The organism is Bifidobacterium sp. LH_743, assembly GCF_056355775.1.
Map to the genome: position 1 here is coordinate 321,940 of NZ_JBKESZ010000002.1, position 26,917 is coordinate 348,856.

At 57.6% G+C, this 26,917-nt stretch carries 16 protein-coding genes; 2 read left to right on the forward strand and 14 right to left on the reverse strand.

Going from position 1 to position 26,917, the window contains the following annotated elements; genetic code table 11:
* Nucleotides 1–352: 352 nt before the first annotated feature.
* A complete protein-coding gene (locus AC1ATL_RS04640) occupies nt 353–4,006 on the reverse strand; it encodes a hypothetical protein (RefSeq protein WP_476568845.1) in 3,654 nt (1,217 codons plus the stop codon).
* Nucleotides 4,007–4,299: 293 nt separating this feature from the next.
* On the opposite strand from AC1ATL_RS04640, the gene tkt reads away from it, so the two are divergent.
* Complete coding sequence (gene tkt / locus AC1ATL_RS04645) at nt 4,300–6,408, forward strand: transketolase (RefSeq protein WP_476568847.1); 2,109 nt, start codon at nt 4,300–4,302, stop codon at nt 6,406–6,408.
* A gap of 89 nt (nt 6,409–6,497) precedes the next feature.
* Nucleotides 6,498–7,601 carry a transaldolase gene (tal, locus tag AC1ATL_RS04650; RefSeq protein ID WP_204442211.1) on the forward strand — a complete coding sequence of 368 codons (1,104 nt, stop codon included), beginning with the start codon at nt 6,498–6,500 and terminating at the stop codon, nt 7,599–7,601.
* 160 nt (nt 7,602–7,761) lie between these two features.
* On the opposite strand, the gene AC1ATL_RS04655 is transcribed toward tal, so the two are convergent.
* The 13 genes from AC1ATL_RS04655 to AC1ATL_RS04715 all read right to left on the reverse strand — a co-directional run bounded on the left by AC1ATL_RS04655 (nt 7,762) and on the right by AC1ATL_RS04715 (nt 26,884).
* Nucleotides 7,762–9,297: an aminotransferase class I/II-fold pyridoxal phosphate-dependent enzyme gene (locus AC1ATL_RS04655; protein ID WP_476568849.1), complete on the reverse strand. Its 1,536-nt coding sequence runs from the start codon at nt 9,295–9,297 to the stop codon at nt 7,762–7,764.
* A 138-nt stretch (nt 9,298–9,435) separates the two neighbouring features.
* The gene (locus AC1ATL_RS04660; protein ID WP_476568851.1) at nt 9,436–10,281 is read right to left on the reverse strand and encodes an HAD family hydrolase; all 846 of its coding nucleotides are present in this window, start codon (nt 10,279–10,281) and stop codon (nt 9,436–9,438) included.
* Nucleotides 10,282–10,368: 87 nt separating this feature from the next.
* Nucleotides 10,369–10,617: a preprotein translocase subunit SecG gene (gene secG, locus AC1ATL_RS04665; protein ID WP_003809205.1), complete on the reverse strand. Its 249-nt coding sequence runs from the start codon at nt 10,615–10,617 to the stop codon at nt 10,369–10,371.
* Nucleotides 10,618–10,716: 99 nt separating this feature from the next.
* Nucleotides 10,717–11,511, reverse strand: coding sequence for a triose-phosphate isomerase (gene tpiA / locus AC1ATL_RS04670; RefSeq protein WP_432624508.1), 795 nt, complete (start codon nt 11,509–11,511; stop codon nt 10,717–10,719).
* Nucleotides 11,512–11,638: 127 nt separating this feature from the next.
* Complete coding sequence (locus AC1ATL_RS04675; protein ID WP_476568853.1) at nt 11,639–12,844, reverse strand: phosphoglycerate kinase; 1,206 nt, start codon at nt 12,842–12,844, stop codon at nt 11,639–11,641.
* A gap of 132 nt (nt 12,845–12,976) precedes the next feature.
* Nucleotides 12,977–13,927 carry a DNA-binding protein WhiA gene (gene whiA, locus AC1ATL_RS04680; RefSeq protein WP_476568855.1) on the reverse strand — a complete coding sequence of 317 codons (951 nt, stop codon included), beginning with the start codon at nt 13,925–13,927 and terminating at the stop codon, nt 12,977–12,979.
* A 151-nt stretch (nt 13,928–14,078) separates the two neighbouring features.
* Nucleotides 14,079–15,014, reverse strand: coding sequence for an RNase adapter RapZ (gene rapZ / locus AC1ATL_RS04685; RefSeq protein WP_476568857.1), 936 nt, complete (start codon nt 15,012–15,014; stop codon nt 14,079–14,081).
* A complete protein-coding gene (locus AC1ATL_RS04690) occupies nt 15,014–15,955 on the reverse strand; it encodes a shikimate dehydrogenase family protein (RefSeq protein WP_476568859.1) in 942 nt (313 codons plus the stop codon). The genes rapZ and AC1ATL_RS04690 overlap by 1 nt, the downstream gene beginning before the upstream one ends.
* A gap of 45 nt (nt 15,956–16,000) precedes the next feature.
* Nucleotides 16,001–18,367 (reverse strand): excinuclease ABC subunit UvrC, encoded by a 2,367-nt coding sequence (uvrC, locus tag AC1ATL_RS04695; protein ID WP_476568861.1) that lies wholly within the window; start codon nt 18,365–18,367, stop codon nt 16,001–16,003.
* Nucleotides 18,364–21,351 (reverse strand): excinuclease ABC subunit UvrA, encoded by a 2,988-nt coding sequence (gene uvrA / locus AC1ATL_RS04700; RefSeq protein WP_476568863.1) that lies wholly within the window; start codon nt 21,349–21,351, stop codon nt 18,364–18,366. Before uvrA ends, uvrC begins: the two co-directional genes overlap by 4 nt.
* 75 nt (nt 21,352–21,426) lie before the next feature.
* Entirely contained in the window at nt 21,427–22,644 is a 1,218-nt protein-coding gene (locus tag AC1ATL_RS04705; RefSeq protein ID WP_476568865.1) for a Wadjet anti-phage system protein JetD domain-containing protein, read from the reverse strand.
* A gap of 2 nt (nt 22,645–22,646) precedes the next feature.
* Nucleotides 22,647–26,108 (reverse strand): ATP-binding protein, encoded by a 3,462-nt coding sequence (locus tag AC1ATL_RS04710; protein ID WP_476568867.1) that lies wholly within the window; start codon nt 26,106–26,108, stop codon nt 22,647–22,649.
* Nucleotides 26,105–26,884 carry a DUF4194 domain-containing protein gene (locus AC1ATL_RS04715; protein ID WP_476568955.1) on the reverse strand — a complete coding sequence of 260 codons (780 nt, stop codon included), beginning with the start codon at nt 26,882–26,884 and terminating at the stop codon, nt 26,105–26,107. The genes AC1ATL_RS04710 and AC1ATL_RS04715 overlap by 4 nt, the downstream gene beginning before the upstream one ends.
* Between the last annotated feature and the right edge of the window lie 33 nt (nt 26,885–26,917).

Below are 26,917 nucleotides of genomic sequence, written 5' to 3' on the forward strand. Positions count from 1 at the left end.
ACGGTCGGCGAGACAGGAGAACAGCATCCGCAGGGCGTCGCACTCGTCCAGGTCGCTCCATCCGACCCGCCGGATGGTCGTATTCTCAGGCTCCTGCAGGTTTTCCTCTTTTGCGCGTCCATGTTCGGTCGCGACGTATGCGGCACGGTAGCCGCGAATCATTCCTCTGATACATGCCTTTCCGCGGAAGACCTCGAACATTTCCTCGCAGGACACGTATCTTTTCCTTGGATCGGCTGTCCTCTTCCTGCACAGCTCCCATAGGTCGTATTTCTTGTCGGCTTCGGTTCCATTCAGATGGAGACGCACCTTGGATGTGTTGATGATGTTCCTCTGTTCCAATTCAATGCTCCTAGTCCAGATTGTCGATTGCATCGCACAATATTCTGATGTTCCGTTCGTGCAGGTGTCCGTCCGGCTGGATCAGACCGGGTATGGTCAGTATCCGCGAATCGTAGAGATGCGGCTCGCCTCGTCCTGTGAACAGGCTGTTGACGATGACCGCAAGGACGGTCGGTTTCACTTTGTCGACTATGGCGAGTTTTTCCGTTATCCATTCGATGTAGTCATCCGCCTGGCGGCCGGTCTTGTCGTAGCCGGACCAGTGTTTGAAGTCGAACATCACTCCGGAGTTCCGGCCGGAGGTGGGAGGAAGATAGGCGTCGAATTTTTCGAAGGCTTCCGGACAATCATCCAGAGTGTCGAGTTTTCCATAGAGTTTTTCGACGATGGCAGTGCCGGCCGCTTCTCCGAGGGCTCCTTTGTAGATGTTGTTGTACGCGGACGGGACCATCCAGAACTCGTTGTTCTCGTTCCAATGTTTGGCGTATCCATGACGGTCGAAATATTCCGAGACCGTCGGATTGAGCATGAGGGTCGGCAGTTTGGAGTTTGCCTCGGAGATCATCGACTGTATCTTCCTGTCGCGGTTCTCCGCCCGTATGAGGTCCGGGAACGGTTTGAATGACACTTCGGTCGCCTTCCGGTAGTCCTCCGCCTTGCCTGTGCGGTAGTAGATGGTCTGTGTGCCGGAGGGCACTGACGCGTACATTCCCATGGAGAGATTCAGCATTCCAAGACCGAACAGTTTCTGACGGCTGATTGTCGGATCCCGCATCGCTTGTTCCCGCATCTCCCTCCAATTGCCTATGACGGCGTCATCGTTCCATCCGGAGGTTGAAGCAATCTTCTGAAGGTAGGCTCCTACATTGCTGGACCGAACCGCGATCTTCCGCGCCATCCTCTTGTCCATCGTGGTTGACGGCTCCGGTGCATCCCAATGCATGGTGTTGAAGATTTCCTGGGCCTCATAGGTGAGCGGAGTGTCATCGAAGGCCGACGCATCGGCGGTCTTGACCATTTCCGGGTCAAGGACGATGGTGATGTTCCGTCTTCTCCATGCCGACCGGGTGGTCCTGCCGATCGCCTGATAGACGATTCTGGACGTCCACGCCATGGAGCTGGGCAGTCTGTTGTATGCGAAGAAATTCGTGTCTTCCATCTCATCGCCGTCCGGATTGCTCCGCGCGTATGCCGGATCGACGAGCAGGTTCATGCAGTAGAAGTATTCGCCACGTGAGATTTCGCCTCTTTCCATCAGCTCGCGCACCTCGACGATGGATTTGAGCTGCTGTTTCGTATCGGCACACACCGAATCGTTTATGGTCAGGATGTGAGTGGGCTTTTCCAGATAGGTGAAATCGATGTCCCTGTGATCCTCGTCACCTCCGGATATGTGGGCATACTCGTCCATATGGCCGTTATGTGGCAGCAGGATGTCCTTGCCTTGTCCGGCGGTCTGATAGGCCGTGATGATGAACACTGGCTTCCGGGCGGAGTCCTTCTGCACCTGCGGAAAAACGTCGTTCCACGAGCCGGCTCTCAGACTTCGCGCGCATTTCCAATAGTCCCTGTCTTCCGGCTTGAGTTCCTTGGCGAGTCTTTCCATCAGGGATATGGTCGCTTCGATCTCAACGCGGTTGAGGGACGCGACGAACATCAATCCGGCGCTGCCATCCGATTTGAGGAAGGTCTTGAAGGCGTCGAGACGGTTCCGTATACGGACTTTCCTGTACACGCCGTTGGTGTCTTCTTTGAGTCTTCTATCCCAGCTGCAGGCCGCGAGGATGTTCTCCGTCTTGCTGAATATGCTACCCCAAAACACGTCCGGTTCCATCTTCATCGCAGTGGCCATGTCGATGCCGGGGATCTTGGACACGTTGATCCGGTACTGTTTCCTCAACAGGTCGTTCGCCTCATCGGCGGTCCTCATGATGCTGGAATGCTCGGACTCGTCTTCGTCCATGAAACCCCTTCCGAGCCGGGCTCGTATGTATCCCTTCTTGTCGACGGGGAAATTCTTCACCGAATCGACGCCCGCGGTGGCGGACACCAGTATGACGTTGGTTCTTTCGGCGCAACGGCATAGTATGTCCGCCGGCGTCTCCTTCAATTCCGACAGTCTGACTTCCACATAGGAATCGTGTGACGCGTGCTGCAGCACCCTGGCCAGAGACACGCCGCACGAATAAACACTCATATCTCCCATCCTGTAGCCGTATTTTCTAACCGAATTGCCGTTCGCGTACCCGTTCTTTCTGGCTGTGGATGCCATTTGACGAATCGTCTTGTATTCCCCGATATGGAGGTCGTTGAGGGTCGTTTCGACGGCGGAGACGCTATCCACGAGCCTTTCACCTGACGTGCTCCCCATGCCGTCGGTCTCTCCCGCAGAACTATTCGTCAATGAGTTTTTGCCGTTCTCATAGGCTTTCGCCGCATAGCCGAGGAAGGCGCCCAGCCGGTGGAGGACGACTTGGCATTCACGAATGATGCGGTCGAGCCGGACGCCTTCCTCTTTCTCGTTCTGCTTCGGTTCGGGAATCTTGAGGACGTTCTGCCCGTACTTTTCATCGTAAACGACATAGGCTTTTCTTCCGCATAGATTGACCGATTCGAATGTGAACATGAATCCTTTGCCCAGACGCGTCCCGCTGTCTTCGTCCATGACGAGGTTGCAGCCAAGATGGTATTTTTCATAGACGTCCCGGATTTGGCCCATGATCTCGTCCAGGTTTCTGGAGACGCTCTGCCATCCGTTTCCGTATTCGGCGAAGCGCAGGAATCTTGGTGAGAACCATTCCTCCGCGGTCTTAGCGCCGCCCATCAGCTCGTGTATGACATGCAGCAGAACCAGCGGATCATAGTCCTGATCCGCCGCGGCCTTACACAGACTGTCCAGCATCACGTCGTTCACGTAATCCGATTCGTCTATGACGATTCCACTCACGTTCTCAAGAAATGAGTCGCCTGTAAGATCCAAGACTCCGTCGAAGATGGTATCCACAGGAGAGAGGAATTTCTGCGGAGTCATGATGAGCACATCGTAATCCGAACGGGAACGACTCATGGGCCAGAACTTCTCGATCCACCCCCATTCCTCCTGTCCTTTTCCTTTCACATATTGGCGGGCGTCGATTCGTCCGGATTCCTTGTTTCCTTCGTTTAGTTCCCGCGCCTCATTCTTGATGCTTTTCTTGACCCATTGGCGGAATTCCTTTTCGTACTTCTGACCCGTCTGCTCATCGGCCGCTTTGTCATCGCTTTTCTGCCAGTTCAACAGAAATCTTCTGAGTCTTCTGTACAACACGTCGTTTTTGATGGAGGGCGGAATTTCTAGCTTGCCCTGATCTACTAGGGAGATGGCGTTTGAGACCGCGTCAAGCGTGCCCTCAACAGAAATGACCCTACGTCTGATTTCCTCATAATCCGGCAGATGGCAAGTGATTTTCTCGAAGAACTCATCTCTGTTCACTTTCGATGGCGTCAGATAGATGAAGATGTGGCGTTCTTTCCCATGATTGAGCTTCATCTGTTCGGCTATGGTTTCCGCAGTCGTATAGGTCTTGCCGCTACCGGTCGGCGCCTCGATGACCGTCAGCCCTTTCTCTCGTCCGAACGCCTTTGAAAACCTGCTCTTGATTATGGGATAAAGCGGACTTGACATTTGCGAATCCTTTCATGATTCCGCGTGTGTAGGTGGGTTGGCCTCATTGTCCTCTCCAAATCAAACATGGGTGTGACGGCCCTGAGCATTGTCTTAACATGTGTGTCGACCGAACATCCTTTGTGAAATCGAATGTTAATTGTGAGCGTTAACAGAACACAAACTACCAAAACACGCCAAAATTCCACCGCAACGTCACCTCACGTCGCTACTATGGGAATCGCAATGTGAGGGCGTCATGCGCTCGGCACAAGCCGGATACGCGGCCCGACCAATTGGAAGGAAAGTAATCCATGACCGAATTCAAGGAGACCGAGCTGGACGAACGCGCCATCAAGATGGCCAAGGTCCTGTCGGCCGACGCGGTTGAGCGTGCGGGACACGGCCACCCGGGTTCCCCCGTCTCCCTGGCGCCTATCGCCTATACCCTGTATCAGCATTTCATCAAGCACGATCCGAATGATCCCAACTGGGAAGGTCGCGATCGCTTCATCCTTTCTGGCGGTCACGCCTCCCTCACCCAGTACGTCCAGCTGTACTTCTCCGGCTACGGCCTGACCCTGGACGATCTGAAGAACTTCCGTGGCGGCGCTGACACCCGTACGCCGGGCCACCCGGAATACGGCCTGACCCCGGGCATCGAAATGACCACTGGTCCGCTGGGCCAGGGCTTTGCCTCCGCCATCGGTTTCGCATATGGCCAGCGCTTCCAGCGTGGTCTGCTCGATCCGGAGGCCCCGGCAGGCGAGTCCCCGTTCGACCACAAGATCTGGGTCATCTGCGGTGAAGGCGATATCGAGGAAGGCATCTCCGGTGAAGCCGCTTCCCTCGCCGCCAACCAGGAACTCGGCAACCTGACCGTGATCTTCGATGCCAATCGCATCCAGATCGAAGGCGACACCAACCTGGTGCTGGCTGAGGACGTGCTCAAGCGTTTCCAGGCCTACGGTTGGTACACCGACGAGTTCAGCTTCATCCAGCCCGACGGCTCCTACAAGGAAGACGTCGAGGGCCTGGCCGACACCATCGCCAAGGCTCAGAAGGCCGCTCCGAACCAGCCGAAGCTGATCAAGGTGGACACCCTGATCGCTTGGCCGACCCCGGGCAAGACCAACGATCCGTCCGCTCACGGCTCCAAGCTGGGCGCCGAGGCCGTCGCAGGCCTCAAGAAGCTCCTCGGCTACGATCCGGAAGAGACCTTCCATGTGGACGAAGAGGCTCTGGCCCACGCCCGCAAGGTCGCCGAGCGCGGTCTGGAAGCCCACAAGGAATGGGACGAGAAGTACAACGCATGGCGCAAGGCCAACCCGGACAAGGCCGCCCTGTACGACCGCATCAAGGCCGGCGAGCTGCCGGAAGGCTTCGACAAGGCCATCGATGACCTTGAGGCCACCTTCGAAGTCGGCAAGAATGTCGCCACCCGTGGCGCCTCCGGCTCCACCCTGAACGCCATCGCCGCTGTCATGCCGGAACTCTGGGGCGGCTCCGCCGACCTCGGTGGTTCCAACAAGACCGACCTCAAGGGTGCCGCTACCTTCGCTCCGGCGAAGTGCGCCACCAAGCAGTGGCCGGTCTGCAGCCCGTACGGCCGTCAGCTGCACTTCGGCGTGCGCGAGTTCACCATGGGCACCATCACCAACGGTATCCTGCTGGGCTCCCACACCCGTCCGTACGGCGGCACCTTCTTCATGTTCTCCGACTACGAGCGTTCCGCCGTGCGTCTGGCCGCCCTCATGCAGATCCCGAACCTGTATGTGTGGTCCCACGACTCGGTCGCCGTCGGCGAGGATGGCCCGACCCACCAGCCGGTTGAGCATCTGGCTTCCTTCCGCGCCATCCCGCAGCTTGAGGTCGCTCGTCCGGCCGATGCCTACGAGACCGCTGAGGCCTATCGCTACTTCTTCGAGAAGAAGAACACCCTGCCGACCGCCATGGTTCTGACCCGTCAGGGCGTCCCGGTTCTCGCCGAGACTGCTGAGAAGGCCAAGGACGGCGTGCGTAAGGGCGCCTACGTGCTCGTCGACACCGAGGGCACTCCGGATGTCATCATCATGGCTACCGGTTCCGAAGTCCAGTGGGCCGTGGCCGCGGCCAAGACCCTGGCCGGCGAAGGCGTCAAGGCCCGCGTCGTGTCCGCACCGTGCCTCGAATGGTTCGAGGAGCAGGACGCGGAGTACAAGGAGGCTGTGCTTCCGGTCGCCGTCAAGGCCCGCGTCTCCGTCGAGGCTGGCGTTGCCATGCCGTGGTACAAGTACCTCGGCTCCTACGGCAAGCCCGTGTCCATCGAGCAGTTCGGCCTGCAGGGTGATGGCGCTCAGAACATGATTGATCTGGGCATCACCGCCGAGCACGTCGTGGAAGCTGCCAAGGCCTCCATCGCCGAAGCCGAAGCCGCCAAGTGATGTCACGGGGAGAGGCGCGGACATGTACGCCTCTCCCCTTTCACTGATAAACAAAGATTTGATCCAAAAAGGTATCAAGGAGAAAAATAATGACTGAAGCAACTCAGCGCACCTCTGATTCCGGTGTCTCGATTTGGCTGGACGATCTGTCCCGCTCCCGTATCGAGTCCGGCTCTCTGCAGGATCTCATCGCCAACAAGAACGTTGTCGGCGTGACCACCAACCCGTCCATCTTCCAGAAGGCTCTGCACGAGGTCGGCCCGTACGATCCGCAGCTGAAGGAACTGGGCAAGGTCGATGTCGAGACCGCAGTGCGCGAGCTCACCACCACTGATGTCCGCAACGCCACTGACATCTTCCGCGAGGTCGCTGAGAAGTCCGACTTCGTTGACGGCCGCGTCTCCATCGAGGTGGATCCGCGTCTGGCTCACGAGACCGAGGCCACTGAGAAGCAGGCTGAGGAACTCTGGGCAAAGGTGAACCGTCCGAACGCCATGATCAAGATTCCGGCAACCCTCGAAGGCCTGCCGGCGATCACCGCCACCCTGGCCAAGGGCATCTCCGTGAACGTCACCCTGATCTTCTCCCTGGAACGCTACGAGCAGGTCATCGACGCTTACATCGAGGGCATCGCCCAGGCTGCCGCCAACGGCCACGACCTGAAGCACATCGGCTCTGTCGCTTCCTTCTTCGTCTCCCGCGTGGACACCGCCGTGGACAAGCTGCTGGAAGCCAACGGCTCCGATGAGGCCAAGGCCCTCGAAGGCAAGGCCGCCGTCGCCAACGCTCGCCTCGCTTACGAACTGTTCGAGAACAAGTTCGCCAACGATCCGCGCTGGGCCGAGCTCGAGGCCAAGGGCGCCAAGAAGCAGCGTCCGCTGTGGGCCTCCACCGGCACCAAGAACGCCGCTTACTCCGACTGCAAGTACGTCGACGAGCTGGTTGCTCCGTTCGTCGTCAACACCATGCCGGAGAAGACCCTGAACGCTCTCGCCGATCACGGCAACGGCGCTCCGTCCATCAAGGGCACCTACGAAGAGTCCCACGCCATCATGAACAAGCTGGCCGAGCTGGGCATCAACATCAAGGATGTCACCGACAAGCTGGAAGCTGACGGCGTTGCCGCCTTCATCAAGTCCTGGGATACCGTCCTTGCCGACGTCCAGGCTGGCATCGACCGCGTCAACGGCTGAATCATTCGCTGATACAGCTCCGTTAAACGGATAGATCAAAGGGTTCCCATTCCATATCGAATGGGAACCCTTTTTGTATCTATGGAAATTCCATAGGGGAAAGAAAAGGCCGCGATATTACGATCGCGGCCTTCAGCGGGGAATCGAAGCAATCCGAAAATCACGCCTGCCAGTATGTGCTGAAAAAGTCGCCGATTTCGCCGATCGTTTCCTTCAGCATGCTGATGCGAGGCAGATACACCACGCGGAAATGATCGGGTTCGTGCCAGTTGAACGCACCGCCATGGCTGATGAGAATATGCTTGTCATGTAGCAGATCCAACGCGAACTGCTCGTCAGAATGGATATTGAACTTTTTCACATCGATCTTCGGGAAGATGTAGAACGCAGCCTTCGGCTTGACTGCGGTGATTCCCGGGATGTCATTGAGCATGTTGTACACCAGTTCGCGCTGATCGTAGATACGTCCGCCGGGAACCAGATAATCCTTGACGCTTTGATGTCCACCCAATGCGGTCTGCACGACCGATTGCGCGGGCACATTCGAGCACATGCGCATGTTGGCCAGCATGTTCAGACCCTCGATGTAATCTTTGGCGAGCCGCTTGTTGCCACTCAGCACCATCCATCCGACACGCCAACCCGCGATCATGTGGGATTTAGACAATCCGGAGAACGTCACACAGAACAGGTCGGGAGCAAGGGACGCGATGGATACGTGCTCCAAACCATCCATGACCAAGCGATCGTAGATCTCATCGGAGAAAATCATGAGCTGATGTTCGCGTGCGAGGTCGACGATCTGCTGAAGCACTTCCTTCGGATACAGGGCTCCGGTCGGATTGTTCGGATTGATAATGACAATCGCCTTGGTCTTGTCGGTGATCTTGGAACGCATGTCGTCAATGTCCGGATACCATTCGGAGTCCTCGTCACAGATGTAATGTACGGCGGTGCCGCCAGCCAGGTTCACACATGCGGTCCACAGTGGATAGTCCGGAGAAGGGACAAGTACCTCGTCGCCATTGTCCAGCAATGCGGACAAGGACAGATTGATGAGTTCGCTGACACCGTTGCCGGTGTAGATGTCATCGATGGACACGTTGGGGATGTTCTTCAGCTGCGCATACTGCATGATGGCCTTGCGTGCGGAAAACAGACCCTTCGACGGCGAGTAGCCTTCGGTGTCGGGCAACTGCTGCGACATGTCGTAGACGACCTCGTCTGGCGTGCGGAATCCGAACGGCGCCGGATTGCCGATATTGAGCTTCAGGATATGGGTTCCGGCAGCCTCCATGCGCGCAGCTTCGTCGGCGACCGGTCCACGAACATCATAGAGAACATTGTCAAGCTTGTGGGATTTGGTAAAGGTGCGCATGGTCTTTTTTCCTTCTGTCGATTGCTCGGTCGTTACATCATCACTTTGGAAGTCCACGTCGGAAGGCTCTGGCAGATTGGCGATGTGTTCCTCCATGGGAACGTCCGCGCCCATCAGCCAATCCTCATTGACATGCAGATATGCGGCAAGGAAATGCGCGATATCCGCACGGGGAACGGTCTTTCCACTGACGTACTGGCTCATATGGCTTTTGCCGAGCTTGATATTGAACTTTTCGGCGGCGCGTACAAAATCAATCTGCTTGAGTTCGCGCAATGCCATGGCATTGTTCAATCTGATTGAGAATGATTCCGTCATGCCTATCCTTTCGGTTCAATTTCGTCAAACACCAGTTCAAAGAATAGCATGATGCGCCACCATAAAACGCGGGAAGTTCAATTCATGGTCGAATATAAATCACATCGCCAAGCAGGAAGTTCAATTGCGTAATATGTATCAAAGAAGATTGTGCTCAATCCATTGAGCCACACCGTCATCGTTGTTCGTGGGACATATGTCGTCGGCTATTTTCAGCACATCGGGATTGGCGTTGGCCACAGCCACTCCCCTGCCGGATTCACGCAACATGGCGATATCCACCAAATCGTCACCGAACGAAACGGTCTTCTCTAATGAAGTGGACATATGGTCGGCGAAAATACCCAGAGCCCGTTCCTTATTGGCCTGAGGATTCATCAGCATCCATAATGAACCCTCGGAGATGTGCACGTCGAAATCGTCGGGAATGATTTTGCCTACTTGATTCCATTGTTCCTTGTTCGGGAACAGGATCAGCTTGTCGGCGGTACCTTCCGGCACATCGTTGAAATCGGTATAGCGCCAAGTCTGTGTCTTCCAATATTTCGTGACATCGAAATTCGTGTACCTGACATCATCCATGACGATGCCCACCTCCATGCCGGGCAACTCGTCCAGTAGATACTTGCAGACTTCGCAGGCACGTTTTGAGGAGAAGCCGATTTTTTGCAGGTGCCCATCATCCGGAAGTCTCGGTGATGTGAGCATATCGTAATCGGAGGCTGACGGATCGAAATCAAGCAGGGCCCCGTTGAGATAGGCCACGGCATCGACGGGGAGCTTCTGGATGAATGAATAGCCGGTACTGACCGGTCGGGCCGTCTCCACCACGAATTTGATACCTGCGTCATGCATGCGGTTGATGCTGTCGATGGAACGTTGCGTCAGGAAACGGTCTTCGAAGGTCTTTCCGTCATGCAGCAACGTGCCGTCCAAGTCGGCGACGACCATGGTCACGTCATGTCTGTTGTTTGTCGAGTTCATATCAGTCCTTTTATGAAAGTCATGCCCAGAAAACGAGTTTGGCCCATGACCGCGGGAATCGGTCATGGGCCAAACTCGTTGCATTGCTCAGATAAGGTTGAATTTCGTCATCAGGCCAAGTGCGATGATGATGGCCACCCACAGCAGAGCAATGATGACGGTCCAACGGTTCAGGTTCTTTTCCGCGACGCCGGACGAACCTGCATTCTGGGTGAGACCTCCACCAAACATGTCGGACAGGCCACCGCCCTTGCCCTTGTGCATAAGAATGAGCAGGGTGAGCAAGAGGCTAAGAATGACGAGAAGAATCTGCAGCACAAGCTTAACGGTAGCCATAGCGGACACGGGTGAACCTCCAGTTCGTAAACACTCCTATTAACAATAGCGCATGGTGTTGAAAAAAGCGAGCATCATACCGGGTTTCCCAAAGTTTTTTCAGGATGTCGCGTCCATGGTCAACTTGCAAATTCGAGTTAGTTCGTCGACTTTCAACGCAGCTCCGCCAATGAGAAAGCCGTCCACATCAGGCTCTCTGATCAATTCCACGGCGTTCTTCGACGATACCGAACCGCCGTACAGAATTCGTACCGTCTCGCCGACTTCCGTGCCGAACGTGGCCGATAAGTCATTCCGTATGGCTTCGGCCGCGTCTTGCGCTGATTGCGGTGTGGCCACCATACCGGTGCCAATGGCCCATACCGGCTCATATGCCACAATCAGTTTCGCCGCTTCTTCATCAGATAAGTCACAGGTCACGTCATGCACCTGACCGACGGCGAAGTCAAGTTCGATTCCTTTCCGGCGTTCCTCATAGCTTTCACCAACGCATAGAATCGGCTGCATACCGGCTGCAAGCACCGCACGTACCTGATCGACGATGTTCGCGTCGTCCTCAGGATGGTATTTGCGTCGTTCCGAGTGACCGACGATTACATATGAACATCCAAGATGCGCGATCATATCCGCGGAGACATCGCCGGTGAAGGCCCCCTGTGATGTGACCGACACGGCTTGCGCACCGTATCGGATTTTCAGGTTGTCCGATTCGACAGCCACTTGCACGCTACGCAATGAGGTGAATGATGGCATCAGCGCGATTTCACAGCGCCTATGGTCGAAGTGGATGGCACGGAGCTTCCAGGCGAATTGCTGGATGAAATACGTTGCCTCGAGATGGTCGAAATTCATTTTCCAATTGCCGGCCACCAAAGGGATTCGTTTTGACGTCATAGTAATCGCCGCTCCCATCATCCATATTCATCAGGACGAAGATTTCGCCCTGTGACATTGTACGCGAAGTACGCAAAGAGGTGCTCCCCACTTGACGATGAGGAAGCACCTCTTCATGATTTGAAAATCAGGCGAGCACCTTCAGACCAGGCAGTTCCTTGCCCTCGAGGAACTCGAGGGAAGCGCCACCACCGGTGGAGATATGGGAGAAGCCGTCCTCCGGGAAGCCGAGGTTACGCACCGCGGAAGCGGAGTCGCCGCCACCAACGATGGTGAACGCGCCGGCTGCAGTGGCGTCGACCAGAGCCTGAGCCACGGCCTTGGTGCCTTCGGCAAAGGTCGGAACCTCGAACACGCCCATCGGTCCGTTCCACACGACGGTCTTGGAGTCGACGATCTTGTCATGGAACAGCTTCTGGGATTCCGGACCGATGTCCAGGCCCATCTTGTCGGCCGGGATGGCGTCGGCGGCTACGACTTCCGGAGCGATGTCCTCATCGGACTTCGGGAAGACGGGGTTGATGACGACATCGGTCGGCAGCACGAGCTCGACGCCGTTCTTCTCAGCGCGCTCCATGTAGCCCTTGACGGTCTCGATCTGATCCTCTTCCAGCAGGGAAGTGCCGACCTCATAGCCCTTGGCCTTGAGGAAGGTGTACGCCATGCCGCCGCCGATGACCAGACGGTTGGCCTTGTCCAGCAGGTTGTCGATCACGCCGAGCTTGTCGGAAACCTTGGAACCGCCAAGCACAACGGTCAGCGGGCGATCGGGGTTCACGGTAGCGCGGGACAGCGCCTTGACTTCCTTCTCGACCAGCAGGCCAGCAGCGGCCGGCAGATCGGCTGCGACGTCATAGTTGGAGCCCTGTGCACGGTGTACGACACCGAAGCCGTCGGACACGAAGACCTCGCCGAGAGCGGCGATCTTCTTGGCGTATGCGGCGCGTTCCTCCGGATCCTTGCTGGTCTCCTCCGGATTGAAACGAACGTTCTGCAGCAGCACGACATCGCCGTCGTTCATCGCGGCGACCTTGGCCTGTGCGTCCTCGCCGTAGGTATCTGCAGCCAGCGGAACGGTGATGCCGAGCAGCTCGCCGAGACGGGCGGCCACCGGAGCCAGAGACAGTTCCGGCACGACCTTGCCCTTCGGACGGCCGAGATGAGCCATCAGAATGACCTTCGCACCCTGCTCGCGCAGAGCCTTGATGGTCGGCAGGGCGGCCTTGATACGGCCGTCATCGGTGATCGTGGTGCCGTCCAGCGGAACGTTGAAATCGGCGCGAACCAGAACGCGCTTGCCCTTGAGATCTCCAAGATCCTTGAGTGTCTTCATGTATATCCTTTCCTAGCCGCTTGTAAGCGTGGAATGGCCATATTGCCACTTATGCATAATACAGCCCAAACGAACAAAAAACACCATGCGTTGGAAAACACGCATGGTGTTTCGTATCCACGGCCTTTCGAATCAGGCGGCTTGACGGCGTGCCTTTTCCGTTTTCTCCGCCAATTGGAGCAGTCGACGGATACGTCCGGCGACTGCATCCTTGGTGATCGGCGGCTCGGCCAGACGGCCCAACTGCTCAAGGGACGCATCCGCATGGTCAAGTCGAAGCTGACCGGCGGATTTGAGATTGTCCGGAATGTCGTCGCCGAGGATTTCGAACGCCTGACGGACCTTGTCGCAGGCCTCCGCGGCAGCCTTGGCACTACGACGCATGTTTGCGTCGTCGAAATTGGCCAGACGATTTGCCTTTCCACGGGCCTCACCGTCGGAACGCTTGCCGGTCCATTCGCGGGCGGAATGCGGGGCGCCCATAAGGATGAGCATGCGTTCTATCGCATCGGGGTCACGCAACGTCACGCGTTCGGAACTGCGCAGTTTGCGCGGCTTGGCGGTGATGCCCAGACGCCGTGCGGTGGATACCAGAGCCAGAGCTGCCTCATGATTCGGGCAGACGATTTCAAGATAACTGGCCTTGCCTGGATCCGACAAATGTCCCGCTGCGAGGAACGCGCCGCGCCAAGCCGCTTTGATTTGGGTGATTTTACCGTTGATGATATCGCTCGGCAGACCCAGCACCATGGTCTTGGTGTACCTGCTGTACAGGCCGGTCTGCAACACCAGCGCAGCGCTTCCTTTGGGCACGCGAACCACGAAACGCTGCACTATGCCCGCGGGGGTCTGCCTGGAGACCGGAGTGAACGTGGCTTCGTGGCCATAAAGGTTCCTGATGGTGTCCTGCAGCCACAAGGCCGCATCTTGGGAGTCGAACTGCGCCTGTACGAGAATGTGGCGGTCCACTGAGTGCAAGCCGTTGCCGAACCGAATCATCGCGGTCGCCTGCGATTTCTTCGCGATGGGCAATTCGTTGTCGATCGCGGCCAGTTCGCTTTTGACGTCATCCAGAAGAGCCAAGAGCCAACCTCCTACTTTCCTGTTCTTCCCTATAATTTCAGGCGAGTCGCAAGGTCGACTCGCATTGCTACCGGCTTACTGTGATACCGAATATCTTGGACAAAGATGAAGTGTTTTCCGTATATTCGGACCTTGTTTTCTCATAATGCGGTCATTGTTCCGTCGCGCGCTTGTCCAGTTCGCGTGCCGAAACGGAGACAGTGAGACCTCTGGCACGCAAACGCTTGGCCAGCGCTTCGCTCATGGCCACGGAACGATGCTGTCCTCCGGTGCATCCGATGGCGATGGTCACGTAATGCTTGTCCTCCTGCGCGTATCCTTCGATGGCGATGGCGATGGCTTTTTCATACGCGTCCAGGAATTCCTCAGCTCCTTCGCTGGACAGCACGTAATCGCTTACGGGCTTGTCCTTGCCCGTCAATGAACGAAGCTCGGGCACCCAGAAAGGATTGGGCAGGAATCGGACGTCGGCCACAAAGTCCGCATCGATTGGAATGCCATACTTGAAACCGAAGCTGAAGATATGCACGGAAACCGTGGTCGGACCGGAGCCAAGCAGACCTTCATACAGTTTCGTGGATAGCTGATGGATGCTCAGCGTCGAGGTGTCGATGACGATGTCCGCATGTTCCTTGAGATTCTTCAGCAGGTCACGTTCCTCGAGAATGCCGTCGATAAGGCGATTGCCCTGCTGCAGGGGATGCGGCCGGCGCACGGACTCGTACCGTTTGATGAGCACTTCGTTGCTGGCGTCGAGGAAGAGGATACGGGTCTTTACGCCGAGATCGTCCAAATGACTCAGCACGGCGGACAGATCGTCGAAGTAGTCGCGGGACCGCACGTCGACGACCGCGGCGAGCTTATGGATGTTCGATCCGGAACTGGTCATCATGTCAACCAGCGGAACCAGCAGTTTCGGGGGTATATTGTCCACCACATACCAGCCCATATCCTCAATGCTGTTGGCGGCATGGGAACGTCCGGCACCGCTCATACCGGTGATGAGCAGCACTTCGAAATCCTTGGCGGGCGGCGTTGGACTCACATGTTTGCCCGTCTGATGGATGGTATCTTTCCGGTCACTCATCACAGAGCCTCCTCAAGTGCGGCGCGCATGTCATGTTCCAGCGCATCGACTTTTTGTTGATTGATTGGATGACTTGGCGGATCGTCATCCCATATGCCGGTCATCAGCCAGACCTGGACCATGGCCTGGTACAGCAGCATTTCCTCGCCGCCTATGGCCGTGCCGCCGTGTGACTTCCAGGCCTGCATGAGTTTGGTGGGGCGGGGGTCGTATACCACGTCAAGCAGGGTCCCGTGCACAAGGAAACCCGCCGAGGCGAGCGTTTCGGCGATTGGGTCGGCGGCGAGTCCCGGAATGGTGTTGATGACGACGTCGGCATGATTCAGCTTTCGTATCGCTTGATCCATGCCGACGATGTCTAGGGAACCCTCTCCCATATATTTGCCGGCCAAAGGCTTGAGCGCGGCGTTTTTGTCAGGGTGCCGCGCCACGACGGTGACATGTCCGATCGACGGCATTGCGGTGCATGCGGCCAATGCCGAGGTGGCGGTGTTTCCGTTGCCGAAGATTACCGCTTCGCCTGTGTGTTCGGATTCCGGTCGTGCTCCACGTTCCATATATGAATGCTGAAAGGCGAGCTCGATGCCTTTAACATCCGTGTTGTAAAGCTTGATGGCGGGGATGTCGATATCGCCGTTGCGGCATGTGCCGGTCCAGTCGAAGATGGCGGTGTTGGCCACCTTGAGCTCTCTGGCCCAGGTGTTGCATGGCACACCATACGGTTGGATGGTCTTCTTCAACGGCATGGTCAGGCTCAGTCCCGCCCAGCTGTCATCAAGCGATTCCAGGAAACCCTCAAGTTCGGACTCCCCTACCTCATACTTGTCATAGAACCATCCGTTCAGTCCCAACGCCCGGTAGGCGGCATTATGCAGCACGGGGGAAAGCGAGTGCGCGATGGGCTTGCCGAGGACCGCGCACCGATGGCCGACATTCGTCATGTTCCCTCCTTGATGTTTTCCACCATCATGCTAGCAACGTGAATGTCATTTTGCGTGCTTTGCTCCTGTTTTTATTCCATCTTTCGGACTTGCATCCGATCCATTGCCAGGATTCCCATTTTCGGCAACATTCTCGCCGGAAGCATGCAACGCCCGGTGTATGGCTTCCGCTTTGGCATGCCCGATGCCTTTGACCTGTTCGAAATCCTCGACGCTTGCCTCACGCATGGCACGTACGGAGCCGAAATGGTTGAGCAGACGCTTTTGATAGGCTTCGCCGATACCTGGAATATCATCCAGAGCGGAACGCAACATGCCCTTACGTCTTGTCTGGCGATGGTAGGTGATGGCGAAACGGTGCGACTCGTCACGTACCCGTTGCAGCAAATACATGCCTTCGGACTGACGCTTGAGAATGATCGGGTAATCATCGTCCGGCACCCACACCTCCTCCAGACGTTTCGCCAATCCACAGACCGCCACATCATCCACGCCACAGTTGGCAAGCGCTTTGGCCGCGGCCATGACCTGCGGCTTGCCGCCGTCGACGACGACGAGATTCGGTTTGTAGGCGAAATGGTGACGGTCCGTGTTCTGCTGCACGGACGTCGTTGTGGATGCGTCCGTCTCATCCGGCAAGCCGTTCCGCCTGGATACGCGTTTCTCGTTGTCCATGCTCTCTCCGGAATCGCCTGCGATGTTGCCGTGACGGAAACGACGAGTCAGCGTCTCGTACAGTGCGCTCAAATCATCCAACGCGCCCTGCCCATCCGCGCCACGGATGGCGAAACGGCGGTACTCTGATTTTTTCGCGATGGCATCCTCGAATACCACCATGGACGCCACCTGATACGCGCCGCCGACGGTATTGGAAATGTCGTAGCATTCGATGCGCAACGGCGCCTGTTCGAGACCAAGGGCCCGCGCCACATCGTTCATTGCATCGGAACGGGCTCCCATATCGCTGATGCGACTCATCTTGCTGCGCTGCAACGCCTGCTGGGCGTTGTCGTTTGCGCGGTCCATGAGCTGTTTCTTGTCTCCTCTGCTGGCCACTCGGATGGTGACGGCTGCTCCGCGCAATCCGCTCAGCCACTGTTCAAGGTCCTCACGCCGGGCAGGCTCAATCGGGACGATCACCTCACGTGGTACAGGAGCGATTGGAGCCAGAAGATCCGCACGTCCCGTCTGCTCCTGCCTTTCGTTGCGTTCCTTCGTGGCCTGTGCGCGGGCGGCTGCATCCACGGCTGTCACGGTCTGCGTCGAACCGATCGCGTTGCGCTGCTCGGTGACGATGGTGGATGTGGATGAGGACGCGGAAGCATTTTCCCCTGCGGTTTCCGAATACACCTGTGTGATGAGGTCCGAAATCAGTTCCTCATCACTGATATCCTCGACCCGCTCGACGCTCCAATTGCGTTCGCCTCGTATGGAACCGGCGCGCACGAAGAACGCGTGCGCGCTCGCCTCAAGCTCATCGGAGGCGATGCCAAACACGTCGGCGTCAACGTCCGAATCGAACACCACGGCATTCTGCTCAACCACAGTCTGAAGCATCTGGATCTGGTCACGCAGACGGGCGGCCTTCTCGAATTCCAATTCGTCGCTCGCCAGCTTCATCTCACGGGTCAATTGCGCGATGTACGACTTGCCGATTCGACCGGTCAGCACGCCCACCAGCTGCTCGCACATCCTGCGATGTTCCTCGGCACTGATCCGCCCTACGCACGGTGCCGAACACTTCCCTATCGATGCCAGCAGGCAGGGCCGGTGCGTAATCTCTGCCTTATGGAACACGTTCTGCGAGCAGGTGCGCACGGGAAAGGTTTTAAGCAGCCGATCGAGACTATGCCGAAGATCCCATACTTTCGCATAAGGTCCGAAATACCGGGTGTCTCGGCGTTTGCGGCTGCGTGTCACCCATATGCGCGGCACGCGCTCACCGGAAGAGATGGCAAGGTACGGGTAGGTCTTGTCATCGCGGAACACCACATTGAACCGTGGATCGAATTCCTTGATCCACGTGTACTCTAGGGTGAGTGATTCCAATTCCGTGCCGACGACCGTCCATTCGAGACTTCGTGCTGTCAGCACCATGGTCTGGGTGCGCGGATGCAACTGGTAGAGCGGCTGGAAGTAATTCGTCAGCCGGTTGCGCAGGTTCTTGGCCTTGCCGACGTAGATGACGCGGCCTTCCCCGTCGCGCCACTTGTACACGCCCGGCTGAGCGGGGATATCGGAGGTCTTCGGGCGGAACAGATCGCGGGTGTCGCCCAACAGAGGCGCGCCGTTCCTGTTCACTCCCCTGCCTTCCAAGTCCGAGCGAACATCGGCGGTTTGTCCGGCGGCCTCGCGCAACGAGTTCGCCGTTTTCCGCCATACTTCCGGACTGTGCCGTTCGAAATCGCTCACAGCATGTCCTTGAGGAACTTGCCCGTCCAGGACTGCTCGCACTGCGCGACCTGCTCCGGAGTGCCTTCGGTGACGATGGTACCGCCGCCGTCACCGCCTTCGGGACCCAGATCGATGATCCAATCCGCGGATTTGACCACATCGAGATTGTGCTCGATGACGATGACCGTGTTGCCCTTGTCCACCAAACCCTGCAGCACGAGCAGCAGCTTGCGCACATCCTCGAAATGCAGGCCGGTGGTCGGCTCATCGAGGATGTACACGGTTTTGCCGGTGGAACGGCGTTGCAGCTCCGTAGCGAGTTTGACGCGCTGCGATTCACCTCCGGACAGCGTTGGCGCCGGCTGACCGAGACGGATATAGCCGAGACCGACCTGTACCAAAGTGTCAAGATAACGCGAAATGGACGGATAAGCCTTGAAGAACCGTGCGGCCTCCTCGATAGGCATGTTCAGCACGTCGGCCACGGATTTGCCGTTGTATTTTACCTCAAGGGTCTCGCGGTTGTAACGCTGTCCGTGGCATTCCTCGCAATCCACGTACACGTCCGGCAGGAAGTTCATTTCGATCTTCAACGTGCCGTCCCCGTGGCAGGCCTCGCAGCGGCCGCCTTTGACGTTGAACGAGAAGCGTCCGGGACCGTAGCCTCGCACCTGCGCTTCGGGCGTTTTGGCGAACAGTGTACGGATCTTGTCCCACACGCCGGTATAGGTGGCAGGATTGGAACGTGGCGTGCGGCCGATTGGATTCTGGTCGACGTGAATCACTTTGTCGCACTGGTCGATTCCCTCCACGCGCGTATGCTTTCCCGGCACGATGCGGGCGCCATTGAGCTTGTCGGCGAGCACGGGATAGAGAATCTGGTTGACCAGCGTGGATTTGCCGGAACCGGACACGCCCGTCACACAGGTGAAGACGCCCAACGGGAAGTTGACATTGAGGTTCTTCAGATTGTTCTCACGGGCGCCCACCACACGCAACTGCTTGGTTTTGCGTATCTTGCGACGTGTCTTGGGCACTTCGATGCGCCTACGGCCGGCGATGTAGTCTCCCGTGATGGAACGAGGGGCGTCGATGAGCTTCTTCGCAGGGCCGGAATAGACGACCTCGCCACCATGCTCACCCGCTCCCGGACCGATGTCGATGACCCAGTCGGCGCTTTTGATGGTGTCCTCGTCATGTTCGACGACAATCAGCGTATTGCCGAGATCGCGCAGATGATGCAGTGTGGTGATCAGCCGTTCGTTGTCGCGTTGATGCAGACCGATGGACGGCTCGTCCAGCACATACATGACACCTACCAGACCGGATCCGATCTGGGTTGCCAGACGGATACGCTGCGCCTCACCACCGGACAGGGTCTTTGCCGCGCGGGATAGCGTCAGATAATTCAAGCCGACGTCGTTGAGGAATCCGAGCCGGGCGCGAATCGCCTTGACCACCTCGCCGGCGATCTGCGCGGCGGAGCCCTCAAGCTTAAGACCGTTGATCCATGCGAGACTGCGTTCGGCCGACATGTCGCACACGTCCGCGATGGATTCTCCTCCCACCGTGACGGCGAGCACCTCGGGGCGGAGCCTCCGGCCATGACATGCCTGGCATGGCACTTCACGCATATACGACTCGTAATACTGCTTCATCTGATCGGAATCGGTCTCGTCGTGCCGGCGCATCAGCGTGCGGACCACGCCTTCAAATCCCGTCGAATACTCGCGGACGCGCCCCCAACGATTGCGGTATGAGACCTGCACTTTGAAATCGCGTCCGTACATGATGGCATCGCGCGCGTCTTTGGGAAGATCCTTCCAAGGCGTGTCCAGGTCGAATCCCATCTCCTCGCCGAGACCCTCAAGCACATGCCGGTAGTATTCGCCGGTGCCCTTGGTCATACCCCACGGCTCTATGGCGTTCTCGTTCAGTGTTTTGTCCGGATCGGGAATCACCAATTCAGGGTCAATCTCCAGTTTGTAGCCAATACCCGTGCATTCCGGGCAGGCTCCATACGGCGCGTTGAACGAGAAGGTTCGAGGCTCGATCTCGTCGAGCTCCAACTGGTGGCCATTCGGGCAAGCACGTTTCTCGGAGAACGGTTTGCGCCGGTTGGGATCCTTCTCGTCCAGATCGACGAAGTCGGCGACGATTACGCCCTTGGCGAGTTTCAGAGCCGTCTCCACCGAATCGGTCAGTCGCTGGCGGATGCCGTCCTTGACCACCAGACGGTCCACCACCACTTCGATGGTGTGTTTCTTCTGCTTGGTGAGCTTGATGTCATCCGACAGCTGCCGCATCTCGCCGTCGATCAGGGCGCGCGCGTAGCCGTCACCGCGCAGCAGCTCGAGCAAATCCTCAAACTCGCCCTTGCGTCCACGTACGACAGGCGCGAGAATCTGGAAACGTGTGCGCTCCGGATACTTCAGCAGTGTGTCCACCATCTGCTGCGGTGTCTGCGCGCTCACCAAAGCTCCGCATTCCGGACAATGCGGAATGCCGGTACGTGCGAACAGCAGTCGCAGGTAATCGTAGATTTCCGTAATCGTGCCGACCGTCGAACGAGGATTGCGGTTCGTGGTTTTCTGATCTATCGAAACGGCAGGGCTCAGACCTTCGATGAAATCGACGTCGGGCTTGTCCATCTGGCCCAGAAACTGACGTGCGTACGCCGACAGCGATTCGACATAACGACGCTGCCCTTCCGCGAACAACGTATCGAACGCCAACGAGGATTTGCCCGAACCGGACAGACCGGTGAACACCACCATGCGGTTACGGGGAAATTCCAGATCGACGTTCTTGAGGTTATGCTCGCGGGCGCCTTGAATGACGATTTTGAGGTCGTTGGGCAGATGCTTCAGATCCGCTACGAGCGAACCGTCTTTCATCCGCATCGGCGCTTTCTTGATTTCGCGTGTCAAAAACGCGTCGCTGGTGAGGACGCGTTCAACCACGACTTCATTATGTGCGGTGCTGTTTCGTTTGGCGGCCACTTTCCCCTCCGCTTTTGTTTGCCTGTTCTAGGTGTATAGGATAGCGTATTTTTGCGCCGGTTTCGAACAGGTGTTCTATCTGGTGTTGTCGGGCATGGCGATGGGCCATTGGTATTGGTCGTGCAGAATGACCGTGGCATCCGCAATGGGGATGCGTTCCTGCTCGATGCGCAGGTATGTCGCATTGGTTCCAGTGCAGAGCATTTCGTAGAGTCTGCGTTCCTTGAAAGTGAGTTTGGGCGTAGGCTTGGGCTCGCGCGTGGCAAGTGGCTTGTTCCTTGTGTCGAACATGGTGCCGTATCGTTCGTAAGTTTTGTAGGCGTCGGGATCCATCAACAAGGATGCGCACGGGATGCCGGTCTGACGGAATTTGGAAAGGATGTCGAGTCCGTCAGCGTCCATATCTCCCCAGTAGATGATGTCGGGAATATCAGTGACCCATGGCAAGAGGGTCGCCATGCGTTTCAGGGTGGCGTATCCGCTGCCGAAGATGCAGATGGCGCGCTCGACGGCGGGCATGGCCTGGTAGGTGTCTTTGTTCTCGATGATAATGGCATGCTCGATGCCGGTTGGTCTGTCGCGGATCCACGGACGGGTGATGATGAGGTCTGGTTGGCCGTGGTGCTCGGCGTCCATGAATCGTAGTCGGAGTTCGCCGGGACGTTCTTGGAAGTCGAGGCTGTCCTGTCCGGTGAGCATGCATATCGCCTTGCGGCGCCGAGAATTGGGGGTGCCAAGCCATTTGGCGCTGAATCCGGGAATCGGCACCATGCGCGGGGTCATGATGTGACAGTCATGATTGGTGAAATAATGCGCGGCTTGGATGACGAGACGGAAATCGACGTCATCATGGTCTTTGAGCGTTTTGACGACATTCAACGCGATGTCTTGGCTGATATCGAATTCGTCTGCGAGTTCACGCATGCGTCGGCGTTCACGTAGATAGCGTTCGCGCGTGGTTCTTGCGGCTATACGGAGAGCCGTGTCGAGGTCGGGTATGGTCACCGAGTCGACAAGCTGGCTTTTCTGCCGGACGAGTCCGCTGGAAACGATTTTGGTTTTCTCGCTGGTCCCGCATCGATGTCGGCTTGCCCAGTCGCGGATGGCGTCATCCTGAGCGCGGAGACGCATGTAATTGCCTTCCAGCTCGGCTTGTTTGGGTAGATGGATGGTTTTGCGCAGGGGCCAGGAAACGTCGGTGTCGTACATGTGCCGGTTAAGATATGCGTCGACGTATTCGTCAAGTCCCCGACGGATGCTCATGCCGTCCTTGGCGTTCCTGGTCACTGCCATGGCTACTCCTCCTTCATTGATGGTGCCGTGTCTTTGCCCGGGTCCTGAGATTCGCCCTGTGCGTTTTCGCGGTCGAGCTCCTGCAGGTACGAGTTGCCTGTGGACGGGTCCTTGTACGCCACGTACGCCTTGTTGGCGATGCTGAGGATTTCCGCGGTTTTGCTTTCCGGAGCGGACACGATGATTTGGAAACCAAGTCGCGGCAGCACGGTGAGGGCGCGCTTGGTGTAGCGTCCGTCGGCTTTGATGAGGGCCTCGTCCAGGAACAGCGTGGTGTAGGTGGGCTTACCTGTCAAATCGCCGCCGAGCAGATAAATCAGGGCCGCGCCGTAGACGAACGAAGTGAGTTCCTGCAACGCGCCGCCTGATTTGCCGCCGGTCGAGCTGATATGTTCGTCGGGCGCGTCATCATGATGCACGGTTGCGTAGAACGAGCTGCGCACACGGGGATCGAGATTGCGGGCGCCATACTCCTTGATGCCGTTCGTGTCATGGATGTTGCCGAGTTCATCCTGCAGCCTGCCGATGAATGGCTCGCAGCCCTTGAACGCCTTGCGGGTCTCCATGGAATTGTCACGCCCGTTACGGGTCCAATCATCCAGTTTCGACATGAGGCCGCCCAATGATCTTCTGAACTGCCGGTCGGCGTCGCCGAACTTCACGCCAAGCGAGAGCCTACCTCCACGTGGGCCGAACTGTTGATCCTTGAGCATGCCGTTGATACGGATAAGCTGCTCCCTGACGCTCTCCTCGTCGGTATCGAGCGCACGGTTGAGCTGCTGGAAGCTCATATACAGTTTTTCAACACTGTTCACGTACTCCTCATCGGTTGCGGAGCGGGTGACGAGCATGTTGAGCATGTTGAGCTCATCAAGGTAATACCGGTAGTCCTCTACGCTTGCCGTGACGGTGTCGTCCTCGGCGGCATGGCGCCTGAGATAATCGCCCATGGCGGTTTCCGTGTCGGCGCGTAGTTTGCTGGCACGCTCGTCGGCCTCCTGGATTCGCATGCGTATGATGCGTCCGATGTTGCGCATCACACGCGCGTCGAATGGCATCGACCCTTCACGATCGGCGCCACCGGCGATGAGTTGAGGACGGTCCTGCAAGTGCACGGACGTGCCGAAACAGTTCTCGTACGCGTCGGCCAGGAGATTCGATACCATGTCGGACAGCGTGGAATCGTCGAAATCCGCGTCGCCGTATGCCTCGAGCCAAGCCTGCTCGGCGTGGACGGCACGCTGGGCGCTTTCCAAGTCGGCCTCGGCCTGAAACTTGTTCTTGCTTTCGACGTCCGATTGCTGTCGAAGACGTTTCAGTTCATCCTGCAATTGCCCCAGTTCGGGATTGCTTTCGATTCGTTCGATTTGTCGCCGAATCTGCTCCGCCTTCGTTTCAAGTCCGTCCACGTCGATTTTGCTCCACGGCATGTCGGCTATGACACGGGCGAGCTCATGCTCGTCCTGCAGCAGGGCGATCGCATTGGCCATCTGCCGACTGCGCCGGTCGGCGTCCTCCGCAGCATGCTCAGCCTCGTCAAGCTGGCGTTTCAACTCGGACAGGTAGCGTTCATTCATGAAGCCGATGACCTGATGCATGCCTTTGACACCATGAAAGCCGCGATTGCCGGATTTGATCTGCCCATCGACCTGCACCTGACGTTCATCTCGGTCCATGTCATCGATGGCGTCCACGCAACGCGCGTCGAAACGATCTGAGGACGTCTGCTGCTTCAGCCATCCGACGAATGGCGAATCCTCCTTGTACCGCAGCTTCGACGACATCCATCCTTCATTGCGGGTGGACTCGTACCGCGTGTCCGTGTCGACGAAACGCCATGTGCGGCGTGTCATACGTGTCGGATCAATGGTGCTGACCTTCGCGGCGAATCCCTGTTCGTATCGTTTGTCGACGAGTATGGTCTGCGCAATCGGCGCGTACGTGACATTCATCGCCAGACGCCACCGTTCGTCATGCTCGTTCACATCCATCAATTCCGCCACATACGGCAGCTGTGTCTCATCCAAGCCGGTCGCCTGCGCGATCAGCGTGCGTGCATCGTCCATCTCGTCGCTGATGCGCGTCCTGTGGTCGAGTTTGCGACGGTAATCCCGTTGAAGCACGTCGCGCTCGCGTTGCCTGTCATGCAACTCCCCCACCAGCTGCCGGTATTTAACCTGAGCCTCATCCAATCGTTCGCCATACGTGTCGGCCGATTTGGTCAATGCGGCGCGCTTGAGGTCCCACGTACGTTCATCGGTGGGCAGTTTGCCTTCGATGCGTTCGAACCGTTCGGCTATGTCGTGCCGTTGACGGCGGGCCTCGTCGGCGTCCTGACGCGCGCGTTCGAGATCTTTGCCAAGCTGCTGCAGGCTGCCGCCATCAATGCCGCGGATGCGCTCCTTGACGGCTTCGATCTGCGAGTCGAGGTTGTCGATGCGCTGGTGCGCCCTATTGAGGGCTTCCTGCGATTCCTCCGCTTTGTTCTGCGCCGCAGGCAGTCCGGAACGCACTTCGCTGGCCATGCGTGAACGTGTCCATGCGGCGAGCGTGGCCTCCCCGCGTTCGTTATCCGGGTTGACGGGCTCGTAGTCACGTCGCTCGCTGAGTTGTTTGGCGTATTCGCCGTAGCGTGTCTGAATGTTCTGCAGGATGGCGACGCGGGCCGCTTTTTCCTCCATGCTATGGAAGTTTTCGCTGAATCGGTTGTAGTCATCGACGGTTTCGCGGGCGAGACGAATGGATTCCGGCACGTCGAGGACGCCTTGTTTGAAGATGTCGTCGAGTTTTGAAGGCGCGTCGGCGGATTGTATCTTGTGCAGGAGCCGACAGGCTTCGGCGCTCAATCCCATATCTTGCCAGATGGAGGCGTGGAACACGGCTGCGTTGACATGGGTCGTGCAGCCCGGATATGTCTGTTCCATCAGGCTTCTGGTGAATGGCGCGTTCCGATGCTGGTCCATGAGCCGCGGGTCGATGGGCTGGTTGTGTGTGATGAACTGACGACGCAGCCCGTCTGGCCCGTCACCGGCGGTCAGGTACAGGAATTTGCCGCACGACAGTATGCCGCCGTCGCTACGGTTCACATAGGTGTCGACAATCGCACCCCAGATGTTCTGTGGTTTGCCGTCCGCATCCCTGCCGCGCAGGAAGATCGGAGTCTCGCCGTCATCGCCGTCACTTATACCGATCATGCCGCGCAGGTACGTGTAATCGTTGCGTTCCGAGCGTCCGGAGTTCGACGCCTTGTTATAAGGCGTGCCGGAGGGGTACAGGAGAGAGATCTGAGCGTCGACGAGAGTGGATTTTCCCGATTCGCTGGCTCCAGCGAGTAAGGTCACCGGCATATCCGCGTCCATGGATGGGCGGAACACGTGGTAGCCGCCGTAGGAGCCCCAGTTGACAATCTGCCGGCTCCGCAGCATCCACCGGTCAGAAACGATCTTCATGCCGTCTTCAGTCATCGGTCTTCCCCTCCATCAAAGAAATCATCGGCCATGCCGAAGTCGAACGCGTCCTGTTTGACGTCGGATGCCGGAATCCCATTCGAATCGGCCATGTCATTTTCATCGTCAAAATTGGACAAGCCTTCGGTCTCGATATCGTCCATGCCGCCAGCGTCATCCATCTTCCCGGAGCCAAGCCATTCGTCGGCAAGGTTGCGGTCGAGCACCATCGGCACTAGCGGAGTGAGCACATACATGTTCTCCTCGCCGGCATCCGCGAGATATCCGTAGGTACGCATGCGCGAGATGATGGAAGCGATCTTCTTCGCCGTGCCCTCCTCGTCATTGCTGGCGGCAAGGAATCCCGCACCGGTGGCGAGCATCGCACGAATGTCGTCGAAGCTGATGAGCCAGTCTCCGGGTTCGGCTTTCTGATTCTCATACTCCAGCACCTTGATACGCAGGGCCGCAAGCGTGGCGGCCTCCTCCCGGGTGAGGCTCACACGCGTTTTCAGCGCGCGGATGTTCGTTTCCGAATCGGTGACGGGAGACGCGTACATAATCCGGTATTTCGTGTTGTCTACCAATCTGAGCATGTCGTTGTTCAACGAACGCTCTACGGCCTCACGGTATTCGCACGCGCGCTCATAAAGGCTGCCGTCGATATACCGTTCGCGTTTGAGCGCGATCGCGGCCCTGCGCGCCTCGAGCGGCATGTCTCCGGTGTCGCCGTCAAACAGCGCCGGCGTGGTCTGCGGTGCGGTAGGCTCCTCCGATGGGCGTTCGGGTTCCATGCCATCAATCATTTCGGCGCCGGCACCTTGGTC